The following is a 17871-nucleotide window of genomic DNA, read 5'->3' on the forward strand; positions in this document are numbered from 1 at the left end:
ACAGGGGTATATGACCAAAGTATGACAAATAGACTATAGTCATGCTTCCCTACTGCATCCAGCCATGTGAATCATGAAATTTGATGTTGCAATCGTCGGCAGCGGACTGGCCGGCCTCTCGGTCGCCCTGCACCTCGCCGAAACCCGTACTGTCGCCATTATTTCCAAACGTGCCTTGCGAGATGGCGCCAGCAACTGGGCCCAGGGCGGCATCGCCGCAGTGCTCGACTCCGGCGACAGCCACCACCAGCACATCGACGACACCCTGGTTGCCGGCGGCGGCCTGTGCGACGAGAGCGCCACGCGCTTCATCGTCGAACATGGCCGCGAAGCGATCGAATGGCTGATCGCCCAGGGCGTGCCCTTTACCCGCGACGCCACCGCCGAATTGGGCTTCCACCTCACTCGCGAGGGTGGCCACAGCCAGCGCCGCATCATCCACGCGGCCGACGCCACCGGCCACGCGGTGCAGGTGACGCTGGAAGAAAAGGTGCGCGCGCACCCGAATATCTCGCTGTTCGAGCACCACTGCGCGATCGACCTGATCACGTCCGACAAGGTCAACCCGGACGCTAGGCGCCACTCGCAGCCGAAGTGCCACGGCCTGTACGTACAGGATGAACGCAGCGGCGTGGTGCATACCTTCGCGGCCGAACACACGGTGCTGGCCACCGGCGGCGCCGGCAAGGTGTACCTGTACACCACCAACCCGGACACCGCCAGCGGCGACGGCATCGCCATGGCGTGGAGGGCGGGTTGCCGCATCTCGAACATGGAATTCATCCAGTTCCACCCGACCTGCCTGTACCACCCGTATGCGAAGTCGTTCCTGATCACGGAAGCGATCCGTGGCGAAGGCGGTTTGCTCAAGCTGCCGCCCGAAGCCGGCGCCGCCGCCGGCACCCGCTTCATGCTGGCCCACGACGACCGCGCCGAGCTGGCGCCGCGCGACGTGGTGGCCCGCGCCATCGACTTCGAGATCAAGAAGCGCGGCCTCGATTACGTCCACCTCGACATCAGCCACAAGCCTGCCGACTGGCTGATCGAACACTTCCCCACCATTTACGCGCGCTGCCTGGAACTGGGCATCGACATTACGAAAGAACCGATCCCGATCGTGCCGGCCGCGCACTACACGTGCGGCGGCGTCGTCACCGACCTGCAAGGCCGCACCGATTTGCCGGGCCTGTACGCGGTTGGCGAGACGGCCTGCACCGGCCTGCACGGCGCCAACCGCCTGGCCAGCAACTCGCTGCTCGAATGCGTGGTGGTGGGCAGCGCCTGCGCGCGCGATATCGCTTCCAAAGAAAAAGGCGAGATCCCGTACCTGCCCGACTGGGACGAGAGCCGCGTGACCGACGCCGACGAAGAAGTGGTGATCGCCCACAACTGGGACGAACTGCGCCGCTTCATGTGGAACTACGTGGGCATCGTGCGCACCACCAAGCGCCTCGAACGCGCCCAGCACCGCATTGCACTGCTCAAGGAAGAAATCGACGAGTACTATCGCAACTTCCGCATCACCCATGACCTGCTGGAACTGCGCAACCTGGTCGATGTGGCGAGCCTGATCGTCAACAGCGCACTGCAGCGGCGCGAAAGCCGTGGCCTGCACTTCAGTCGCGACTACCCGGAAACCCTGCCCAAGGCGCTGCCAAGCATCCTGACGCCACCGCGCCGCAGCTAGGACCATGGCGACCGTCCGCACCGCCATCCACGCCGACATTCCTGCCATGGAGGCGCTGATCCGCCGCTCGGGTATCGGTTTGAGTACGGGCTTCTATACGCCGGAGCAGGCGCGCGCGGTCACCGACCACGTGTTCGGGGTCGATACCCAGCTGGTGATCGACCAGACTTACTTCGTGGTGGAAGACAGTGGGGAGATAGTGGCGTGCGGCGGCTGGAGCCGCCGCGCCACGCTGTTCGGCGCCGACCGCATGAAGCAGGAAGCAGATCCCCTGCTCGATCCGGCCACGGAGCCGGCCCGCATCCGCGCTTTCTTTGTCGATCCTTCAGCCGCGCGGCGTGGCTATGGCAAGCTGCTGCTATCCTGGTGCACCGAAGCGGCAGCCGCCGGTGGCTTCACCACGCTGGAACTTGCGGCGACACTGCCGGGAGTACCACTCTACCGAGCCTGTGGATTCGCGGAAGAGGAACGTCTGGAGCTGGATTTACCAGGTCCCATACATGTATCCCTGATTCGCATGCGCAAGACCATCAAAATAGACCAAATTTAATAAATTTTCGGTAGCGGTAACTTCATGCCATATCTAGCGCGACGTTAAGCTTCCGTATCGATCAACATTATGATCAAAATAAAATATATTCCGTGATAAAGTTTTTTGCCAGTTAACCATCTATTAACTAATAAATAGATAGTCAGGGCAAATCACTTTCATTGTTAATTAACGGAGACAATATGTTATCTATAAAAAAACTCATGCCGCGTGTTTCGTTATTGTGCGTTGGTTTGTTTTTCGCAGTTCTCAGCAACGTTGCAAGTGCATACACCATCTATGACCTCCAAGCTGCAGACCAGGCACATACCGAGGCCACTTATGAAGTGATGCAACTGGAATCGCAATCGTCGGAGTTTTACCAAGCGGAACTCGATGCCTGGCAGGTCTACAGCAATGGTATAAAACTTTGCGTTGGAAATGGATCTCACCCGCTTGAGTGCGAGGATGGGTGGTGGCATGAATATGAAGCCACCATGAAGGACATCCAGGAAGCGGCATCAGCTCACGCGACCCTCTTGGATAATGCACGACTGGTCCAACATATCGCCATGTTGACCTACACCGAAATATATACCGCTTTGTATGGATAATCTCGCAACCCGGGCTCAATTGAGCCCGAGTGCAACTTTATTGTAATTCTAAGCCACAATCCGCAACGAATAATCGGTGGCCTGAATATCCTTGGTCAGACTGCCGATCGAAATGCGGTCCACGCCGGTTTCCGCAATCGCCCGCACGGTATCGAAGTTGATCCCGCCCGAGGCTTCCAGCAACGCCCGGCCCGCATTGATCACGACCGCTTCGCGCATCATGTCGGTGCTGAAGTTGTCGAGCAGGACGGAGACCGCGCCAGCGTCCAGCGCTTCGTGCAGTTCCGCCAGGTTTTCCACCTCGACCTGGATGGTCACGCCGGCGTCGAGTTTTTTCGCTGCCAGCACCGCGTTGGTCACGCCGCCGGCGGCTGCAATATGGTTTTCCTTGATCAGGATGCCGTCGTACAGCGCCAGGCGCTGGTTCTTGCCGCCCCCGACGCGCACCGCGTACTTTTGCGCCAGCCGCAGGCCGGGCAAAGTCTTGCGCGTATCGAGAATCGCGGCGCGGGTGCCGGCGATGACGTCCACGTACTTGCGGGTGGCCGTGGCCACGGCGGACAACAACTGCAGGAAGTTGAGCGCCGATCGCTCGGCGGTCAGCAGCGCGCGCGCCGGCCCGGTCATGGTGCACACCACGCTATCAGCAGTCATCAGATCGCCCTCGGCGTATTGCCAATCGATCTCGATACCGGCCTGCAGGCAGTTCATCACGCCTTCGAACCACGGGGCGCCGCACAGCACGGCGTCTTCGCGCACGATCACGCGCGCCGTCACACTGCCACCGTCCGGCACCAACAAGCCGGTCAGGTCGCCCGTGCCCACGTCTTCCAGCAGGGCTGCGAGCAGGTTGGCTTCAAAGGCGGTGCGCAACGCGTCGTCGAACGGCGCAAAGGTATTTTTAAGGGTACTCATCATGCCGGTCCGATTCCTGAAAACAGTTGCGCTTCCTGGCCCAGGTCGGGGCCCGGCTGCACCTTGGCTTTTTTGGCTGCCGCGAAGTCCAGCATGCGGTTGATCGACGTGACAGCCTGCTTGCCGATGGCCGGATCGACAAACACTTCGTGCGCGGCGATGGTGCCCTTGCTGTCCATATTCTCCAGCAGGTCGGCCAGGTTTTGCAGGCCGTTCATCGCCATCCACGGGCAATGCGCGCAGCTTTTACACGTGGCGCTGTTGCCGGCCGTCGGCGCGACGATAAACCGTTTACCGGGCGCGGCCGCCTGCATCTTGTGCAGGATGCCGTTGTCGGTGGCGACGATGAAGGTATCGGCATCCATCTCGACGGCGGCATTGATGATCTGGGTGGTGGAACCCACCACGTCGGCCAGCGCCACCACGTTGGCGGGCGACTCCGGGTGCACCAGCACTTTGGCGTCCGGGTACTGCTCCTTGAGCAGGTCCAGTTCCACGCCCTTGAATTCGTCGTGCACCAGGCACGAACCCTGCCACAGCAACATGTCGGCGCCGGTTTCTTTCTGGATGTAGCCGCCCAGGTGTTTATCCGGCGCCCACAGGATCTTCTTGCCCTGCGCGTGCAAGTGCTTGACGATATCGAGGCCGATCGACGACGTCACCATCCAGTCCGCGCGCGCCTTGACGGCCGCGCTGGTGTTGGCATACACCACCACCGTGCGTTCCGGATGCTGGTCGCAGAACGCCGTGAACTCATCGACCGGACAACCGAGGTCGAGCGAACAGGTAGCGTCCAGGTCCGGCATCAGGATGCGTTTTTCGGGACTGAGGATCTTGGCGGTTTCGCCCATGAAGCGCACGCCGGCGACGATCAGCGTTTTCGCTGCGTGGTCGCGACCGAAGCGCGCCATCTCCAGCGAATCGGACACGCAGCCGCCGGTTTCCTCGGCCAGGTCCTGCAAATCGGCATCGACGTAATAGTGCGCCACCAGCACGGCTTCGCGCTCAACCAGCAACTGCTTGATGCGCGCCTTGAGCTGCGTGCGCTGGTCGGCGGTGGGCGTGGCTGGCGTGCGGGCCCATGCATGGGCAACGCAGCTGGCGCCGTCTTGTGGATGCTCGTACTCGACGGGTTTGATTTCTACAGTTTGCATGATGGAGTGAATACGATTCGGGTGCTTAGGCAATGCCCTGGCTGGTCAGATATTCCTCGTAGTTGCCACGGAAGTCGACAACTTCGTTTTCCTTGATTTCGATGATGCGGTTGGCCAGCGACGAGACGAATTCGCGGTCGTGCGACACGAAGATCAGGGTGCCGGCGTACTTGTCGAGCGCAATGTTGAGCGACTCGATCGATTCCATGTCCATGTGGTTGGTCGGCTCATCGAGCAGCAGCACGTTGTGGCGGCCCAGCATCAGCTTGCCGTACATCATGCGACCCTTTTCACCACCGGACAGCACCTTCACCGATTTTTTCACTTCGTCGCCGCCGAACAGCAGACGACCGAGGATCGAACGCACGGCCTGGTCGTCGTCGCCCTCTTGCGTCCAGTTGCCCATCCAGTCGGTCAGCGTGGCGCCGCTGGCAAATTCTTCGGTCGGATCCTGCGGCATATAGCCAACGTTGGCGTTTTCCGCCCATTTGACGGCGCCGTGATCGGCGTGCAAGCCGGCAATGTCGTCACCGCCGATGCAACGCAGCATGGTGGTTTTACCGGCGCCGTTGGCGCCGATGATGGCAATCCGCTCACCCGCTTCCACCATGATGCTGAAGTTGTTGAACAGGTTGCGGTCGTAGGTCTTGGAAATGCTGTCCACTTCCACTGCCAGGCGGTGCAGCTTTTTCTCGCCGTCGAACCGCACAAACGGATAGGCGCGCGACGATGGCTTGATGTCATCGACCTTGATCTTGTCGATCTGCTTGGCGCGCGACGTGGCCTGGCGGGCTTTCGACTTGTTGGCGGCAAAGCGGCGCACGAAGTCTTGCAGCTCGGCGACCTTCTCTTTGGCCTTGGCGTTGTTGGCCAGTTGCTGGTTGCGTGCCTGGGTGGACGCGAACATGTACTCGTCGTAGTTGCCCGGGTAGATTTTCAGCGTGCCGTAATCCATGTCGGCCACGTGGGTGCACACCTGGTTGAGGAAGTGGCGATCGTGGGAAATGATGATCATGGTGGAGTTGCGCTCGTTGAGCACGTCTTCCAGCCAGCGAATCGTGTTGATGTCCAGGTTATTGGTCGGCTCGTCGAGCAGCAGGATGTCCGGGTTCGAGAACAGCGCCTGGGCCAGCAGCACGCGCAATTTCCAGCCTGGCGACACATTGCTCATCGGACCGTGGTGCAGTTCGATCGCCACGCCGGCGCCCAGCAGCAGTTCGCCGGCGCGCGACTCGGCCGTGTAGCCGTCGTACTCGGACACTTTGCCTTCCAGCTCGGCGGCTTTCATGTAGTCGTCGTCGGTGGCTTCCGGGTTGGCGTAGATGGCGTCGCGTTCCTGCATCGCCGCCCACATCTCGGTGTGGCCCATCATGACCACGTCCAGCACGCGCATGTCTTCAAAGGCAAACTGGTCCTGGCGCAGCTTGCCCAGGCGTTCGTTGGTGTCGAGCATGACGTTGCCGCCGGACGGATCGAGATCGCCGCCGAGGATCTTCATAAACGTCGATTTGCCGCAGCCGTTGGCGCCGATCAGGCCATAACGGTTGCCATCCCCGAACTTGACGGAGATGTTTTCAAACAACGGCTTGGCGCCGAACTGCATCGTGATATTGGCTGTAGAGAGCATCTGTAATGAGGTTTTTCTATTGAAATCATGCCGTTAGGCGGAATGCCATGATTATACAGCACCCGCCCCCTGCCGCTCCAGCAGCCCCGGGATCGCGCCTCACCCTGAATCGAATTTCGCATAAGGATATTTGCGTCTCAGCCCCGGGAGCAGCCCTCCCATGGAATGAATTTCGCATAAGGATATTTGCTTTATGGCAACGTTAAACGTATAACAAACGCCCTCGTTCTAATATTTTCATTTTAGAAACATTTCAGCGACTTTCAACATTAAACTCCTTGAAAATTCAAGCCTGGCAGCGATAGCCGGGCGTTAAAACAGGCCGCCAGGCCATTCAGGGAGTTTTCATGCAAAGAGTCAGTCATCATCACGTTGGTCGCAAGAAAAAAATCAGTGTCGCCGTCTCCATCGCCCTTGCCTCTGTGGTTGCAGGCAACCTCGCCATGGCGCAGGAAGCGCCGGGCGATGCCACCACCGCCCCGGCCGCCGAGGACATCAAGAAAGTCGTCATCAACGGCACCCGCGCCTCGCAGCAGTCGGGCATCGAGCGCAAGAAGAACGCTGCCACCGCGATGGATTCCATCGTTGCCGAAGACGTCGGGGCTTTTCCCGATCGAAATATCGGTGAAGCGATTTCGCGCATCTCCGGCGTGGCGCTCGACCGTGGCGATTTCGGCGAAGGCATCAGCGTCGCCATCCGCGGCAACTCGGCCGACCTGACGCGCGTGGAAATCGACGGCCAGGGCGTGCAGTCGGCCGGCGGCACCGACATGAATGGCGGCGGCAACGGCCGTGGCACCGAGTTCCGTTCGCTGTCGGCCGACCTGATCAAGAGTGTGGACGTGGTGAAAGGATCGACGGCCGACATGACTGAAGGTTCTCTTGGCGGCGGCGTGGTGATCAAGACCCGCACCAGCCTCGACTTCAAGGAGCCATTCGTGTCGCTGCGCGTGGCCGGCTCGCAAGGGTCGCTCAACAAGGACTGGTCGCCCGACGCCAACCTGATCGCCACCCGCAAGTTCCTCGACAACCGGCTCGGCGTGATGATCAACGCCTCGACCTCGCGCATGGTTAACGAATCGCATTCGACCGAAATCGCCACCTCGCGCAATGCCGGCTATGCGCGCCTGATCGATTTCGACAACTCGCCCAACAAGACCTTCACTTACTTGCCATCCACCCTGTCAAAGGATGATCCTGCCGTCAACACGCCCACCCTGCGCTCGCCGCTGACTGCCGGCGGCACGTTCAATGCCGCCACGCCGTTCGAGATCCTCACCAAGTCCGCCGCCGCCCAGACCAAGGCCGACTGCTACGCAGCCTTCCCCGCGCTGACCAATGCCCAGCGCAATGCCTTCAACGGCAATACCGCGCGCAACCAGGCCAGCAACGCCCGCAGCAATGAGCTGATCAGTTGCCTGAACCAGTGGAACGATTACACGCCGTCGCTGGTGCGCTTCATCGAGCGCCGCCAGGAGGACAAGCGCAACAACGTCGACCTGCGCTTCGACTTCAAGGTCAACAACGAGCTGACCGTGTTTGCCAAGGGCAGCTATGCGCGCCGCAAGGTAGACGACACCAACATGACGCTGGCGCTTGGCGGCCTCAATGTCAATCCCGACGTCACCGTCAGCCCTACCTACCAAGGTGCGGCCTGGACCGACAACGCCAGCGGCGTGCGCAGCGCAGTGCCGGGCTCCGGTTACTACCTGTACGACAATGCCAGCTACCGTGCCCAGGTGGCCACCGCGCGCGGCGCCGTCGCCAACGTCGATCCGCGCTCGGTCACGGTGGACGCCAACCACCATGTCACGCAGTTCACCATCAGCGACGCCAACGCGAATACCGACCAGATCCACAACGTCATGAAGACCAGCGACCGCTACTTCCAGACCGGCGGCACCTACAAAAACGGCGGCCTGGTGGCAGAATTCTTTGTCGGCGATGCGCGCTCGAAGTGGCAGCGCGGCGACAAGCGCGTGAGCTGGAGCTATGACTACGGCCCCACCACGCTCAAGGTGCTGCCGAACGGCCTGTGGACCTACGAACAGCCGGCCGGCACCTCCTTCAACCAGGCGGACCCCGCCCTGTATGCGATCGTGCGCCCGGCCGGCGCCGCCACCGTGGCCGTACCGGCCGGCGCCAACGTGCCGGTGGCGATACCCGCCTATACCGTCAATCAGCAGCCGCTCTCCACGCAGGCGCCGCAATTGCAGTTCTCGCCCAAGATGGCCGAGACCGAAGAGCGCACGGCCAAGGCCGACTTCAGCTACGCGCTGGGCGCCAGCGTGCCGTTCTTCAGCCGTATCAAGGCCGGCTTCAATCTGCGGGAAACCTCGGGCAGCAGCTGGGGCGCCGGTGGTTACGAGGCCGTGGGCGCCATCGGCCAGTTCAGCCGCCCGGCAGGTTACACGCCGGCGGTGGTGGTGCCGACCGCCAACGTGCGCAGCAACCTCGTCGGCTGCGTCGATACGCCCGGCTCGCTCGGTGCGAACGGCCGCCCGTGCGCGTTCGGCTACGTGGCCAACGTGGCGCCGGCTACCGCGCTGTCGGGCACGGCGACCGTGACACCGCAGCAGTTCCAGGACATCATCGCCGCATCGATGACGCAAAAGAACACGCCATTCTTCAACGGCGCCCCCGATCGCCCGGCCGGCCTGATCGATGGCTGGACCCAGATCGACGTGGAAAAAGTGTTTGCGCTGTCGGGCATCCCGAATGTCAATTTCGACTGCGTCAAGCAATGCGCAGCCAATGACGGCAAGGTCTACCAGCAACCGGTGACGCGCTACAAGGAGCGCGCCACGGCCAGCTACGTAATGACCGACTTCAGCTTCGACCACCTGCCGTTCACCAACCGCAGCCTGCCGTTCGGCCTGGAACTCGATGGCAACTTCGGCTACCGCGTGGTGCGCACCAAGGTGCAGGCCAGCGGCACCATGGGCTTGACGTCGATCCTCACCACCGCCAACTTCGACCCCGCCGCACCAAACGCGGTGGGCGGCACCGTGACGGCCACCACGCGCCGCGCCACCCGCATGGAGGCGACCACCACCGACTACCTGCCGATCCTCAACCTGGCGCTGTGGCTGGTGCCGAACGAAGTGGTGTTGCGCTACAACCGCGCCAAGCAGGTGGCCCGGCCGCCTGTCACGGCTCTGATCCCGTCCGGCGATTGCACGTACGACCAGCGCAACGCCAACCCCGCCACCGGCGACGACGGCACGCAGACGTGCAGCGGCACCATCGGCAATCCGCAGTTGCGCGCGCAAACCAACCAGAACCAGAACCTGGGACTCGAGTGGTATCCGAATGCCGACACCTCGTTCTCGCTGGCGGGCTTCCGCCAGGTGGGCAAGGTGGGCGGCAATGTCGTGGTGGGCCGCACCGACCTGAATATTTTCAACGGCACCGGCGTGGTCGATCCCAACACCGGCCAGCCGGTCGATATCGGCTTCGATTACCGCACCTACGAGAACGGCCCGAACATCACGCGCACCGGCGTGGAGTACGGCAGCAAGACCGCGTTCACTTTCCTGCCGTGGCTGCTGCGCTACACGGGCATCGATTTGAACTACACCAAGCTGCGCTCGTCCAACACCTCGCAGCGCATCGTCGACCTGCTGACCGGCGACGAGTTGCCGCCGATCGGCGAGTCGAAGTACACGTACAACGCCTCGCTGTGGTACGACGATGGCAAGCTGTCGGCGCGGGTGTCGTTGCAGGCGGTGGGCGTGAAATTCAATTGCATCGCAGCATGCGGCAACAACTCGGTCAACAACTATCCGAACGCAGCTGGGGGGCGCACCACCGCACTGGCATACAATCCGGGCTCGCCGAATTTCAAGGATGCCACACGGTATGTCGATGCGAAAATTTCCTACCGCCTCAGCAAGAATCTCGACATCTTTGCCGAGGGCCGCAACCTCGGCCTGAGCTCGACGTCGAACAGCCAGGGCCAGTACGCGGGCTTCGCCGACGGCACGCCGAACCTGCTGGATGTGACGTATGCGGGCCGCCGCATCATGGTCGGCATGAACTACCGAAATTGAGGTAACCCCGTCGGACAAGCAATCACGCAGTTGATCGAAGAGTAGCTGACCTTGGGCCCGGCCGCCTTGTGCGCCGGGCTTTTTTTTTGCAGTGCAGAAAAAGTGATATCGAAATGACGCACAAAATCGCCGATTTGCGTTAAAGCGACATTACTGATCAGTCGCATGATTGTTTTCTAATATGCAATCCACGACGTGTTGTTCGCCACTAGACTAAACACTGAAATATCAGCGGGCGATCACAGCCGCAACTTAAAACAGGCCACAAGGCCACTCAGGGAGATACACATGACGACCACCGATTACGGCACCCGCCGTAAGCCGCTCAGCTACGCCATTTCCATCGCACTCGCGTCCTTCGTTGCCAGCGGTTACGCCGCTGCGCAAGAGACGGCGCCGGCACAAGGCACCGAAGCCGCCGCCACCACTGCCGCCGATGGCGAGATCAAAAAAGTGGTCGTGCAAGGCACGCGCGCTTCGCAGCAGTCGAGCATCGAGCGCAAGAAAAACGCCGCTACCGCGATGGACTCCATCGTCGCGGAAGACGTGGGCTCGTTCCCCGACCGTAACATCGGCGAGGCGATTTCACGCATCTCCGGCGTGGCGCTCGATCGCGGCGATTTCGGTGAAGGCGTCAGCGTGGCCATTCGCGGCAACTCGGCCGACCTCACCCGCGTCGAGATCGACGGCCAGGGCGTGCAATCGGCCGGCGGCACCGACATGAACGGCGGCGGCAGCGGCCGTGGCACCGAGTTCCGCTCGCTGTCCGCCGACCTGATCAAGAGCGTCGACGTGGTCAAGGGATCCACTGCCGACATGACCGAAGGCTCGCTCGGTGGCGGCATCATCATCAAGACCCGCACCAGCCTGGAATTCGACAAGCCGTTCGTCTCGCTGCGCGTGGCCGGAACGCAAAGCTCGATCAACGAAAAATGGACCCCTGACGCCAACCTGATCGCCACCAAGAGATTCTTCGACAACCGCTTCGGTGTGATGGTCAACGCCAGCACCTCGCGCGTGGTCAACGAGTCGCACTCGTCGCAGGTGGCGACGTCGGCCGACCAGGGCTATGCGCGTGCGATCGACTTCGACAATTCGCCGAACAAGACCTTTAGTTACCAGCCGGGCACGCTGTCGCGTACCGACGTGTCCGTCAACCAGCCGCTGCTGCAATCGAACCTGACCGCTGGCGGCTTCTTCAACGCCGCCACGCCGATGGAAATCCTGACCAAGTCGGCCGCTGCCCAGACCAAGGCCGAATGCTATGCAGCGTTCCCGAACCTGACCACGGCACAGCGCAACTCCTTGAACGGCGGCGCCAACCTCACCAACGCCATCAATGCGCGCAGCAACGAGCTGATCTCGTGCCTGAACCAGTGGAACGACTACTCGCCGTCGCTGGTACGCTTCATTCAAAAGCGCCAGGAAGACACGCGCAAGAACATCGACCTGCGTTTCGACTTCAAGGTTGACAACAATCTCAGCGTGTACGGCAAGGTCAACTACTCCAAGCGCGAGGTGGACGACACCTTCATGACGTACGGCCTGGGCGGCCTGAACGTCAATCCCGGCGTCACCAACAGCCCGACCTACAACGGCCTGGCCTTTACCGACACGGTCACCAATGGCAATGGCGTGCGCCGGCCGGTGGCAGGTTCCGGTTACTACCTGTACGACAACGTCAGCTATGTCTCGGGCGCCTACCCTTATCAGGGCGCCGTGGCCAACGTCGATCCGCGCTCGGTGGTGGTCGATGCCAATCACCACGTCACGCAAATGCGTATCAGCGACGCCAACGTCAATACCGACCAGATCTTCAATGCGATGGAGACCTCCACCCGCTATCTGCAGGCCGGTGGTACCTATCGCAATGGCGGCTTTACGGCAGAATTCTTCGTTGGCGACTCCAAGTCCGACTGGCGCCGCGGCGACAAGCGCACCAACTGGAGCTATAACTATGGCCCCGCGATCATGAAGGTGTTGCCGAACGGCTTGTGGACTTATGAGGCGGTGCCCGGAAGCACCTTCAACCAGGCCGATCCGACCATTTACGCCGGTGTGCGCCCCGCAACCGTGGGCACGGCTGCAGTCGCTGCCGGCCCCAACGTGCCGGTGGCGATTCCCGCCTACACGGCCAACCAGATACCGCTGACAACGCAGTCGCCGCAAATCACTTATTCGCCCAAGATGGCGGAAACCGAGGAACGCACTGCCAAGGCCGACTTCAGCTATGCACTGGGCGCAGCGATCCCGGTCTTCAGCCGTATCAAGGCTGGCTTCAACCTGCGCGACACGTCGGGCAGCAGCTGGGGCGCCGGCGGCAACACGGTGCAAAGCCAGGTAGGCGAGTTCGGCAAGCCAGGGTATGTGCCAGCCGTGATTATTCCGAGCGCCAACGTGCGCAGCTTCTTCACCGGCTGTACCGATACCCCGGGTTCGCTGGGCGCGGGTGGCAGGCCATGCCAGAGCGGTTACGTGGCAAACACCAATCCGGCTGCCGCCAACTCCGGCACCACCTATATGTCGCAGCAGCAGTTCCTGGACATCATTACGCAATCGATGAAAGCGCCGAACTCGACTTTCTTCAATGGCATGCCTGACCGTCCTGCCGGCATCATCAATGGCTGGAACCAGATCGACGTCGAAAAAGTGTTCCAACTGGTGGGCTCGCCTAACGTCAACTTCGACTGCGTCAAGGAGTGCACGGCCAACGACGGCAAGGTATATGCCCAACCCGTCAACAAATTCAAGGAAAAAGTCACCTCGGGCTACCTGATGACCGATTTCAACATCAGCGAAATCCCGTTCACCAACTGGACACTGCCGTTCGGCATGGAGCTTGACGGGAACTTCGGCTACCGCATGGTGCGCACCAAGATTACCGCGACCGGCAACATGGGCTTCACGTCGATCTATATCGTGCCGGGCGTGTACAATCCTTTGCGTCCGAACGATGCAGGCGGCACCATCACGGCCACCACCCGCAAGCCCACCACGTTCCACGCCAAGACCACCGATTATCTGCCGATTCTGAACCTGTCGATGTGGCTGGTGCCGGACCAGGTGGTACTCCGGTATAACCGCGCCAAGACCGTGGCCCGTCCGCCCGTTAATGCACTGATTCCGGTCGGTGATTGCACCTACGACCAGCGCCGTACCGGACTGGACGGCAACACCGAACTGAACCAGACCTGCGGCAGCGTCATCGGCAACCCGGCCCTGCGCGCGCAAACCAACAAGAACCAGAATCTGGCGCTGGAATGGTATCCGAACAGCGACACCAACCTGTCGATCGCCGGCTTCCGCCAGGTCGGCATCGTGGGCGCCAACACCGTGGTCGGCCGCAGCGATGTGCGCATCTTCGACGGCACCGGCATCGTCGATCCGCAAACCGGCCAGCCGGTGGACAATATCGACTTCGACTACCGCACTTACGAAAACGGCCCGAACATCATCCGCAAGGGCGTGGAAGTGGGCGGCAAGACAGCCTTCACCTTCCTGCCGTGGATGCTGCGCTACACTGGCTTCGACTTCAACTACACCAAGCTGAAATCGTCGAACACCACCGCGCGCATCGTCGATCTGCTGACCGGCGAGGAATTGCCGCCGATGGGCGAGTCCAAGTACACGTACAACGCTGCCCTGTGGTACGACGACGGCAAGTTCTCGGCACGGATCGCCCTGCAGGCGGTGGGCCAGAAATTCACCTGTATTGCTGCCTGCGGCAAGAACACGGTGAACAACTACCCGAACGAAGGCGGCGGTCGCACCACCTTCGCGCCGTACAACCCTGGTTCGCCGAACTTCAAGGACGCCACCCGCTACGTGGACGCCAAGATCTCGTACCGCATCAACAAGAACCTCGAGATCTTTGCCGAAGGCCGCAACCTGAACCTCTCGTCAACCACCAACAGCCAGGCCCACTACGCACCGTTTGCGGATGGCACGCCAAGCATCCTCGACACCGCATATGCCGGCCGTCGCATCATGGTCGGTCTGAATTTACGTAACTAATTCACGTGCAACTCCAGGGAGGGTGGCAACACCCTCCATGTCTTTTGGCCCGGCCGCGCAAGCGTCCCGGGCTGTTTTTTTTATAGTGGGAGCCGATATAATCGGCCATCTCAACCTGGAAAGCGCCCGATGAAAGCCTTGTTCGCCCTGTTAGCCGTCTCCGTGTCCACAACCGTCATGGCCGCCGATGCCGATTTGCTGCGTTGCCGTGCGCTGGCCGATGCGCCGGCCAAGCTGGCCTGCTATGACGCCATTCCGGTCGGCACGGCGGCGCCAGCCCCTGCTTCCGCTGCGAACAGCACCTTCGGTCTGACCGCCGGACAGATGCGCAAGACCGAGCAGGAAGAGTCCGTGGAAAGTGCGCTGGTCGGGACTTTCAGCGGCTGGAGGCCGGGCACGAACTTCCGCCTGGCCAACGGCCAGACCTGGCGCGTGGTGGACGACACTTCGGCGTCGCACTATGACCTCAATGCGCCCAAGGTGGTCATCAAGCGCAGTTTCTTCGGCACGTATTTCCTCGATATTGAAGGAGTAAACCAGGCGCCGCGCGTGCGCCGCGTGGACTAGCATTCTTACAAGGTGGGATAGTCGCCGATGGTCAGGGTGAAGCCGCGCGCGCTCGAGGCCAGCCGCGCCATGCCGCCGAACGGCAAGGTGGTGTGGCGCCGCACATGGCCCAGCGGCAGGCCGGTGAGCACCGGCAGCGGCAGCGTGGCGCGCACGTAGGCCAGCATGGCCTCGAAGTCGTAACCGTTCTCGTACGCGCCCAGTTTATAGGCGGTGAATTCGCCCAGCACCACCGCACGCTGGCGGTCCAGCACGCCGGCCTGCTGCAATTGCAACAGCATGCGCTCCACCCGGTACGGGTGCTCGCCCACGTCTTCCAGGAACAGGATGCCGTCGTCGATGGTCGGGAAATACGGCGTGCCCAGCAGGCTGACCAGCATCGCCAGGTTGCCGCCCCACAGCCGCCCTTCTACTTTGATCTCGGGATTGTCGGACGCGCCGTCGGCCACAGCGCCCAGCACCCGGTGCTGCGGACCACGCAGGCAATTGAAAAACTCGGTGACGGTGTAGTCGTCCGGCTCGGCCGGTGCGAAATCGGCGCAGAACATCGGACCGGCAAAGCTGATGTGGCCCGTCGCCTGCATCAGGGCCATCTGCAAGGCAGTAAAATCGCTGTAGCCGACGAACAGCTTGCCGCTATCGGCCAACAGCTGGTAATCGATATGCGGCAGCAGCCGCGTCATGCCGTAGGAGCCGCGCAGGGCCATCACCACCTTCACTGCCGGGTCGGCGGCGGCGGCGTGCAGCTGTGCCACGCGCGCTTCGTCGGTGCCGCCGAAGCGCTGGTGGCGGGCGGCGTGATCGTAATAGTTATGGACGATAAAGCCCTGCTGCTGCAGGCGGACGATGCCGGCGTTGAGGGCGTCGGCGTCGGGCGCGAAGCCGCTCGGCGCGACAATGGCGATGCCTGTCGGTGGTTGGTTCAAGATGCCTCGGATAGTCATGGGGTGGCGGCTGGCCGCCGGCGCGGGGCGCGGCTGGCGGGGCAGGATCCGCCGCCATCTTACCGCGCAGCCGCAGGCCGGGCAAGCGACCTTATCGAGCCGCTTCCAGCGCAGCGCGGCGGGCGGCGGCAACCTGCGCGCGGCGGGCGGCAAAGAAGCGCTTGAGCAGATCGGCGCAGGCATCGGCCAGCACGCCGCCGGTCACCTGCGCGTGGTGATTGAGTTGCTCCTGCTCGAACAGGTTGACCACCGAGCCGCAGGCGCCGGTCTTGGGGTCGGGCGCACCATAAACGATTTTCGCCACGCGCGCATGCATCATGGCGCCCGAGCACATCACGCACGGTTCGAGCGTGACATACAGCTCGCAGCCGGGCAGCCGGTAATTGCCCAGCACTTCGGCAGCGGCGCGCAAGGCGACGATCTCGGCGTGGGCGGTGGGGTCGTGCTTGCCGATCGGCTGGTTGTAGCCGGTGGCGATCACCACGCCATCCTTGACCACGACCGCGCCCACCGGCACCTCGCCCAGATCCCATGCGTGCTGGGCCTGCTCGAGCGCCAGCTTCATGAAATCGTCATGCAGGGACTCAGGCATCGGTGATCTCGGCCCAGCAGTTCGGGGTTTCGTGCAGCACCAGCTTGTGCAGGCGCAGGCCGGTACCGAAACGGTCGGTAAACGCCGCTTTGAGGATGCCGAATGCCACGTGGGCCAGGTTTTCCACGGTAGGAATGCGGTCGATCACGACGGTCTTGTGGTCGGGCAGGCTGGCCAGGAATTCACGCACCGCCGTGTCCTTCTCGTAGACGATGAAGGCGTGGTCCCACACGTCGACCAGGTGCTGCTTGGCCAGCGTCTTGACGTCGGAAAAGTCCATGATCATGCCGTTATCGGAATTGCCTTCAGCGGTGATGATCTCGCCGGTGAGCGTGATTTCCAGCGTGTAGCGGTGACCGTGCAGGTTGCGGCACTGGCTTTTATGGTCGGGAATACGGTGGCCGGCGTCGAACTCCAGCTTGCGGGTAATGGTCAGCATTATGGTATCTGTAAAAGTTTATGGGTTTGCAAGCTCAGCTTCCATTTCGGATGGCGCTTGCAGGTTTCGATCGCCAGCGTGGTGTTGAAGGCGGCCAGCGGGCCGTCCATCGCCTGCACGTAGAAATGTTGGAAATCGAGGTGTTCGTAGGCGGCCAGGTCCTGGTTGGTTTGCGGAATCACGACTTTCAATTCGCTGCCCCTGGATACCACCAGGGTGGAGCCCATCTTGGGGCTGACGCAAATCCAGTCCACGCCTTCGGGCACCGGAAGGGTGCCGTTGGTCTCGATGGCAATCGTAAAACCCTGGGCATGCATGGCGGCAATCAGCGGCGCGTCGAGTTGCAGCAACGGCTCGCCGCCGGTAAACACTACGTATTTGCTGGCCGGATAGCTTTCGGGCCACAGCGCGTTGATGGTGGCGGCCAGCTCCTCGGGCGACTTGAACTTGCCGCCGCCTTCGCCGTCGGTACCGACGAAGTCGGTATCGCAAAACTGGCAGATGGCGCTGGCGCGGTCGCTCTCGCGGCCGGTCCACAGGTTACACCCGGAAAAGCGGCAGAACACGGCCGGCCGGCCGGCATGCGCGCCCTCGCCCTGCAAGGTGTAGAAAATCTCTTTGATGCTGTAAGTCACGATAGTTCCTGAATGGACAACCCTCGATTATATCGCACGCGTCTGCCGCTGTCCTGATCCGTCGCTTTTTCATGCATTGCAGCATGAATTGACATAGCACAA

General features: G+C 61.7%; 14 protein-coding genes. 6 read left to right on the forward strand and 8 right to left on the reverse strand.

All coding sequences use genetic code 11. The annotated features are described in order from the left end of the window. Positions 1-73: 73 nt before the first annotated feature. The 3 genes from nadB to F8197_RS05045 all read left to right on the forward strand — a co-directional run bounded on the left by nadB (position 74) and on the right by F8197_RS05045 (position 2830). A complete protein-coding gene (gene nadB, locus F8197_RS05035) occupies positions 74-1687 on the forward strand; it encodes an L-aspartate oxidase (RefSeq protein WP_056145276.1) in 1614 nt (537 codons plus the stop codon). A gap of 4 nt (positions 1688-1691) precedes the next feature. Next, positions 1692-2237, forward strand: coding sequence for a GNAT family N-acetyltransferase (locus F8197_RS05040; RefSeq protein ID WP_152880455.1), 546 nt, complete (start codon positions 1692-1694; stop codon positions 2235-2237). A gap of 182 nt (positions 2238-2419) precedes the next feature. Further along, on the forward strand, positions 2420-2830 hold the full coding sequence (locus F8197_RS05045) for a hypothetical protein (protein WP_152880457.1): 411 nt from the start codon (positions 2420-2422) through the stop codon (positions 2828-2830). 48 nt (positions 2831-2878) lie between these two features. Here F8197_RS05045 and nadC read toward each other — a convergent pair whose 3' ends face one another. From nadC to F8197_RS05060, 3 genes are read right to left on the reverse strand one after another with little or no spacing between them, the layout of a single operon-like run. Beyond that, positions 2879-3745, reverse strand: a complete 867-nt coding sequence (nadC, locus tag F8197_RS05050) for a carboxylating nicotinate-nucleotide diphosphorylase (RefSeq protein ID WP_152880905.1) — start codon at positions 3743-3745, stop codon at positions 2879-2881. Further along, a complete protein-coding gene (gene nadA / locus F8197_RS05055; protein WP_152880460.1) occupies positions 3745-4899 on the reverse strand; it encodes a quinolinate synthase NadA in 1155 nt (384 codons plus the stop codon). Before nadA ends, nadC begins: the two co-directional genes overlap by 1 nt. Positions 4900-4924: 25 nt before the next feature. After that, positions 4925-6526, reverse strand: coding sequence for an ABC-F family ATPase (locus F8197_RS05060; protein ID WP_152880462.1), 1602 nt, complete (start codon positions 6524-6526; stop codon positions 4925-4927). Between the two features lie 347 nt (positions 6527-6873). On the opposite strand from F8197_RS05060, the gene F8197_RS05065 reads away from it, so the two are divergent. Beyond that, positions 6874-10578, forward strand: a complete 3705-nt coding sequence (locus tag F8197_RS05065; RefSeq protein WP_227012071.1) for a TonB-dependent receptor — start codon at positions 6874-6876, stop codon at positions 10576-10578. Here the strand turns inward: F8197_RS05065 and F8197_RS05070 are convergent. Then, positions 10566-10745, reverse strand: a complete 180-nt coding sequence (locus F8197_RS05070) for a hypothetical protein (protein ID WP_152880464.1) — start codon at positions 10743-10745, stop codon at positions 10566-10568. The genes F8197_RS05065 and F8197_RS05070 overlap by 13 nt on opposite strands. Before the next feature lie 121 nt (positions 10746-10866). On the opposite strand from F8197_RS05070, the gene F8197_RS05075 reads away from it, so the two are divergent. Then, positions 10867-14592 carry a TonB-dependent receptor gene (locus tag F8197_RS05075; RefSeq protein WP_152880466.1) on the forward strand — a complete coding sequence of 1242 codons (3726 nt, stop codon included), beginning with the start codon at positions 10867-10869 and terminating at the stop codon, positions 14590-14592. Between the two features lie 129 nt (positions 14593-14721). Further along, entirely contained in the window at positions 14722-15159 is a 438-nt protein-coding gene (locus F8197_RS05080) for a hypothetical protein (protein WP_152880468.1), read from the forward strand. Positions 15160-15164: 5 nt separating this feature from the next. Here F8197_RS05080 and ldcA read toward each other — a convergent pair whose 3' ends face one another. From ldcA to queE, 4 genes are all read right to left on the reverse strand, one after another. After that, positions 15165-16085 carry a muramoyltetrapeptide carboxypeptidase gene (ldcA, locus tag F8197_RS05085; protein WP_152880470.1) on the reverse strand — a complete coding sequence of 307 codons (921 nt, stop codon included), beginning with the start codon at positions 16083-16085 and terminating at the stop codon, positions 15165-15167. A gap of 109 nt (positions 16086-16194) precedes the next feature. Continuing rightward, positions 16195-16695 carry a tRNA adenosine(34) deaminase TadA gene (gene tadA / locus F8197_RS05090; protein ID WP_152880472.1) on the reverse strand — a complete coding sequence of 167 codons (501 nt, stop codon included), beginning with the start codon at positions 16693-16695 and terminating at the stop codon, positions 16195-16197. Beyond that, the gene (gene queD, locus F8197_RS05095) at positions 16688-17134 is read right to left on the reverse strand and encodes a 6-carboxytetrahydropterin synthase QueD (protein ID WP_056145237.1); all 447 of its coding nucleotides are present in this window, start codon (positions 17132-17134) and stop codon (positions 16688-16690) included. Before queD ends, tadA begins: the two co-directional genes overlap by 8 nt. Then, positions 17134-17769, reverse strand: coding sequence for a 7-carboxy-7-deazaguanine synthase (gene queE / locus F8197_RS05100; protein WP_373996793.1), 636 nt, complete (start codon positions 17767-17769; stop codon positions 17134-17136). Before queE ends, queD begins: the two co-directional genes overlap by 1 nt. Between the last annotated feature and the right edge of the window lie 102 nt (positions 17770-17871).

This window comes from Duganella sp. FT27W (assembly GCF_009295655.1).
In the GTDB taxonomy this organism is placed as follows: domain Bacteria; phylum Pseudomonadota; class Gammaproteobacteria; order Burkholderiales; family Burkholderiaceae_D; genus Rugamonas; species Rugamonas zoogloeoides.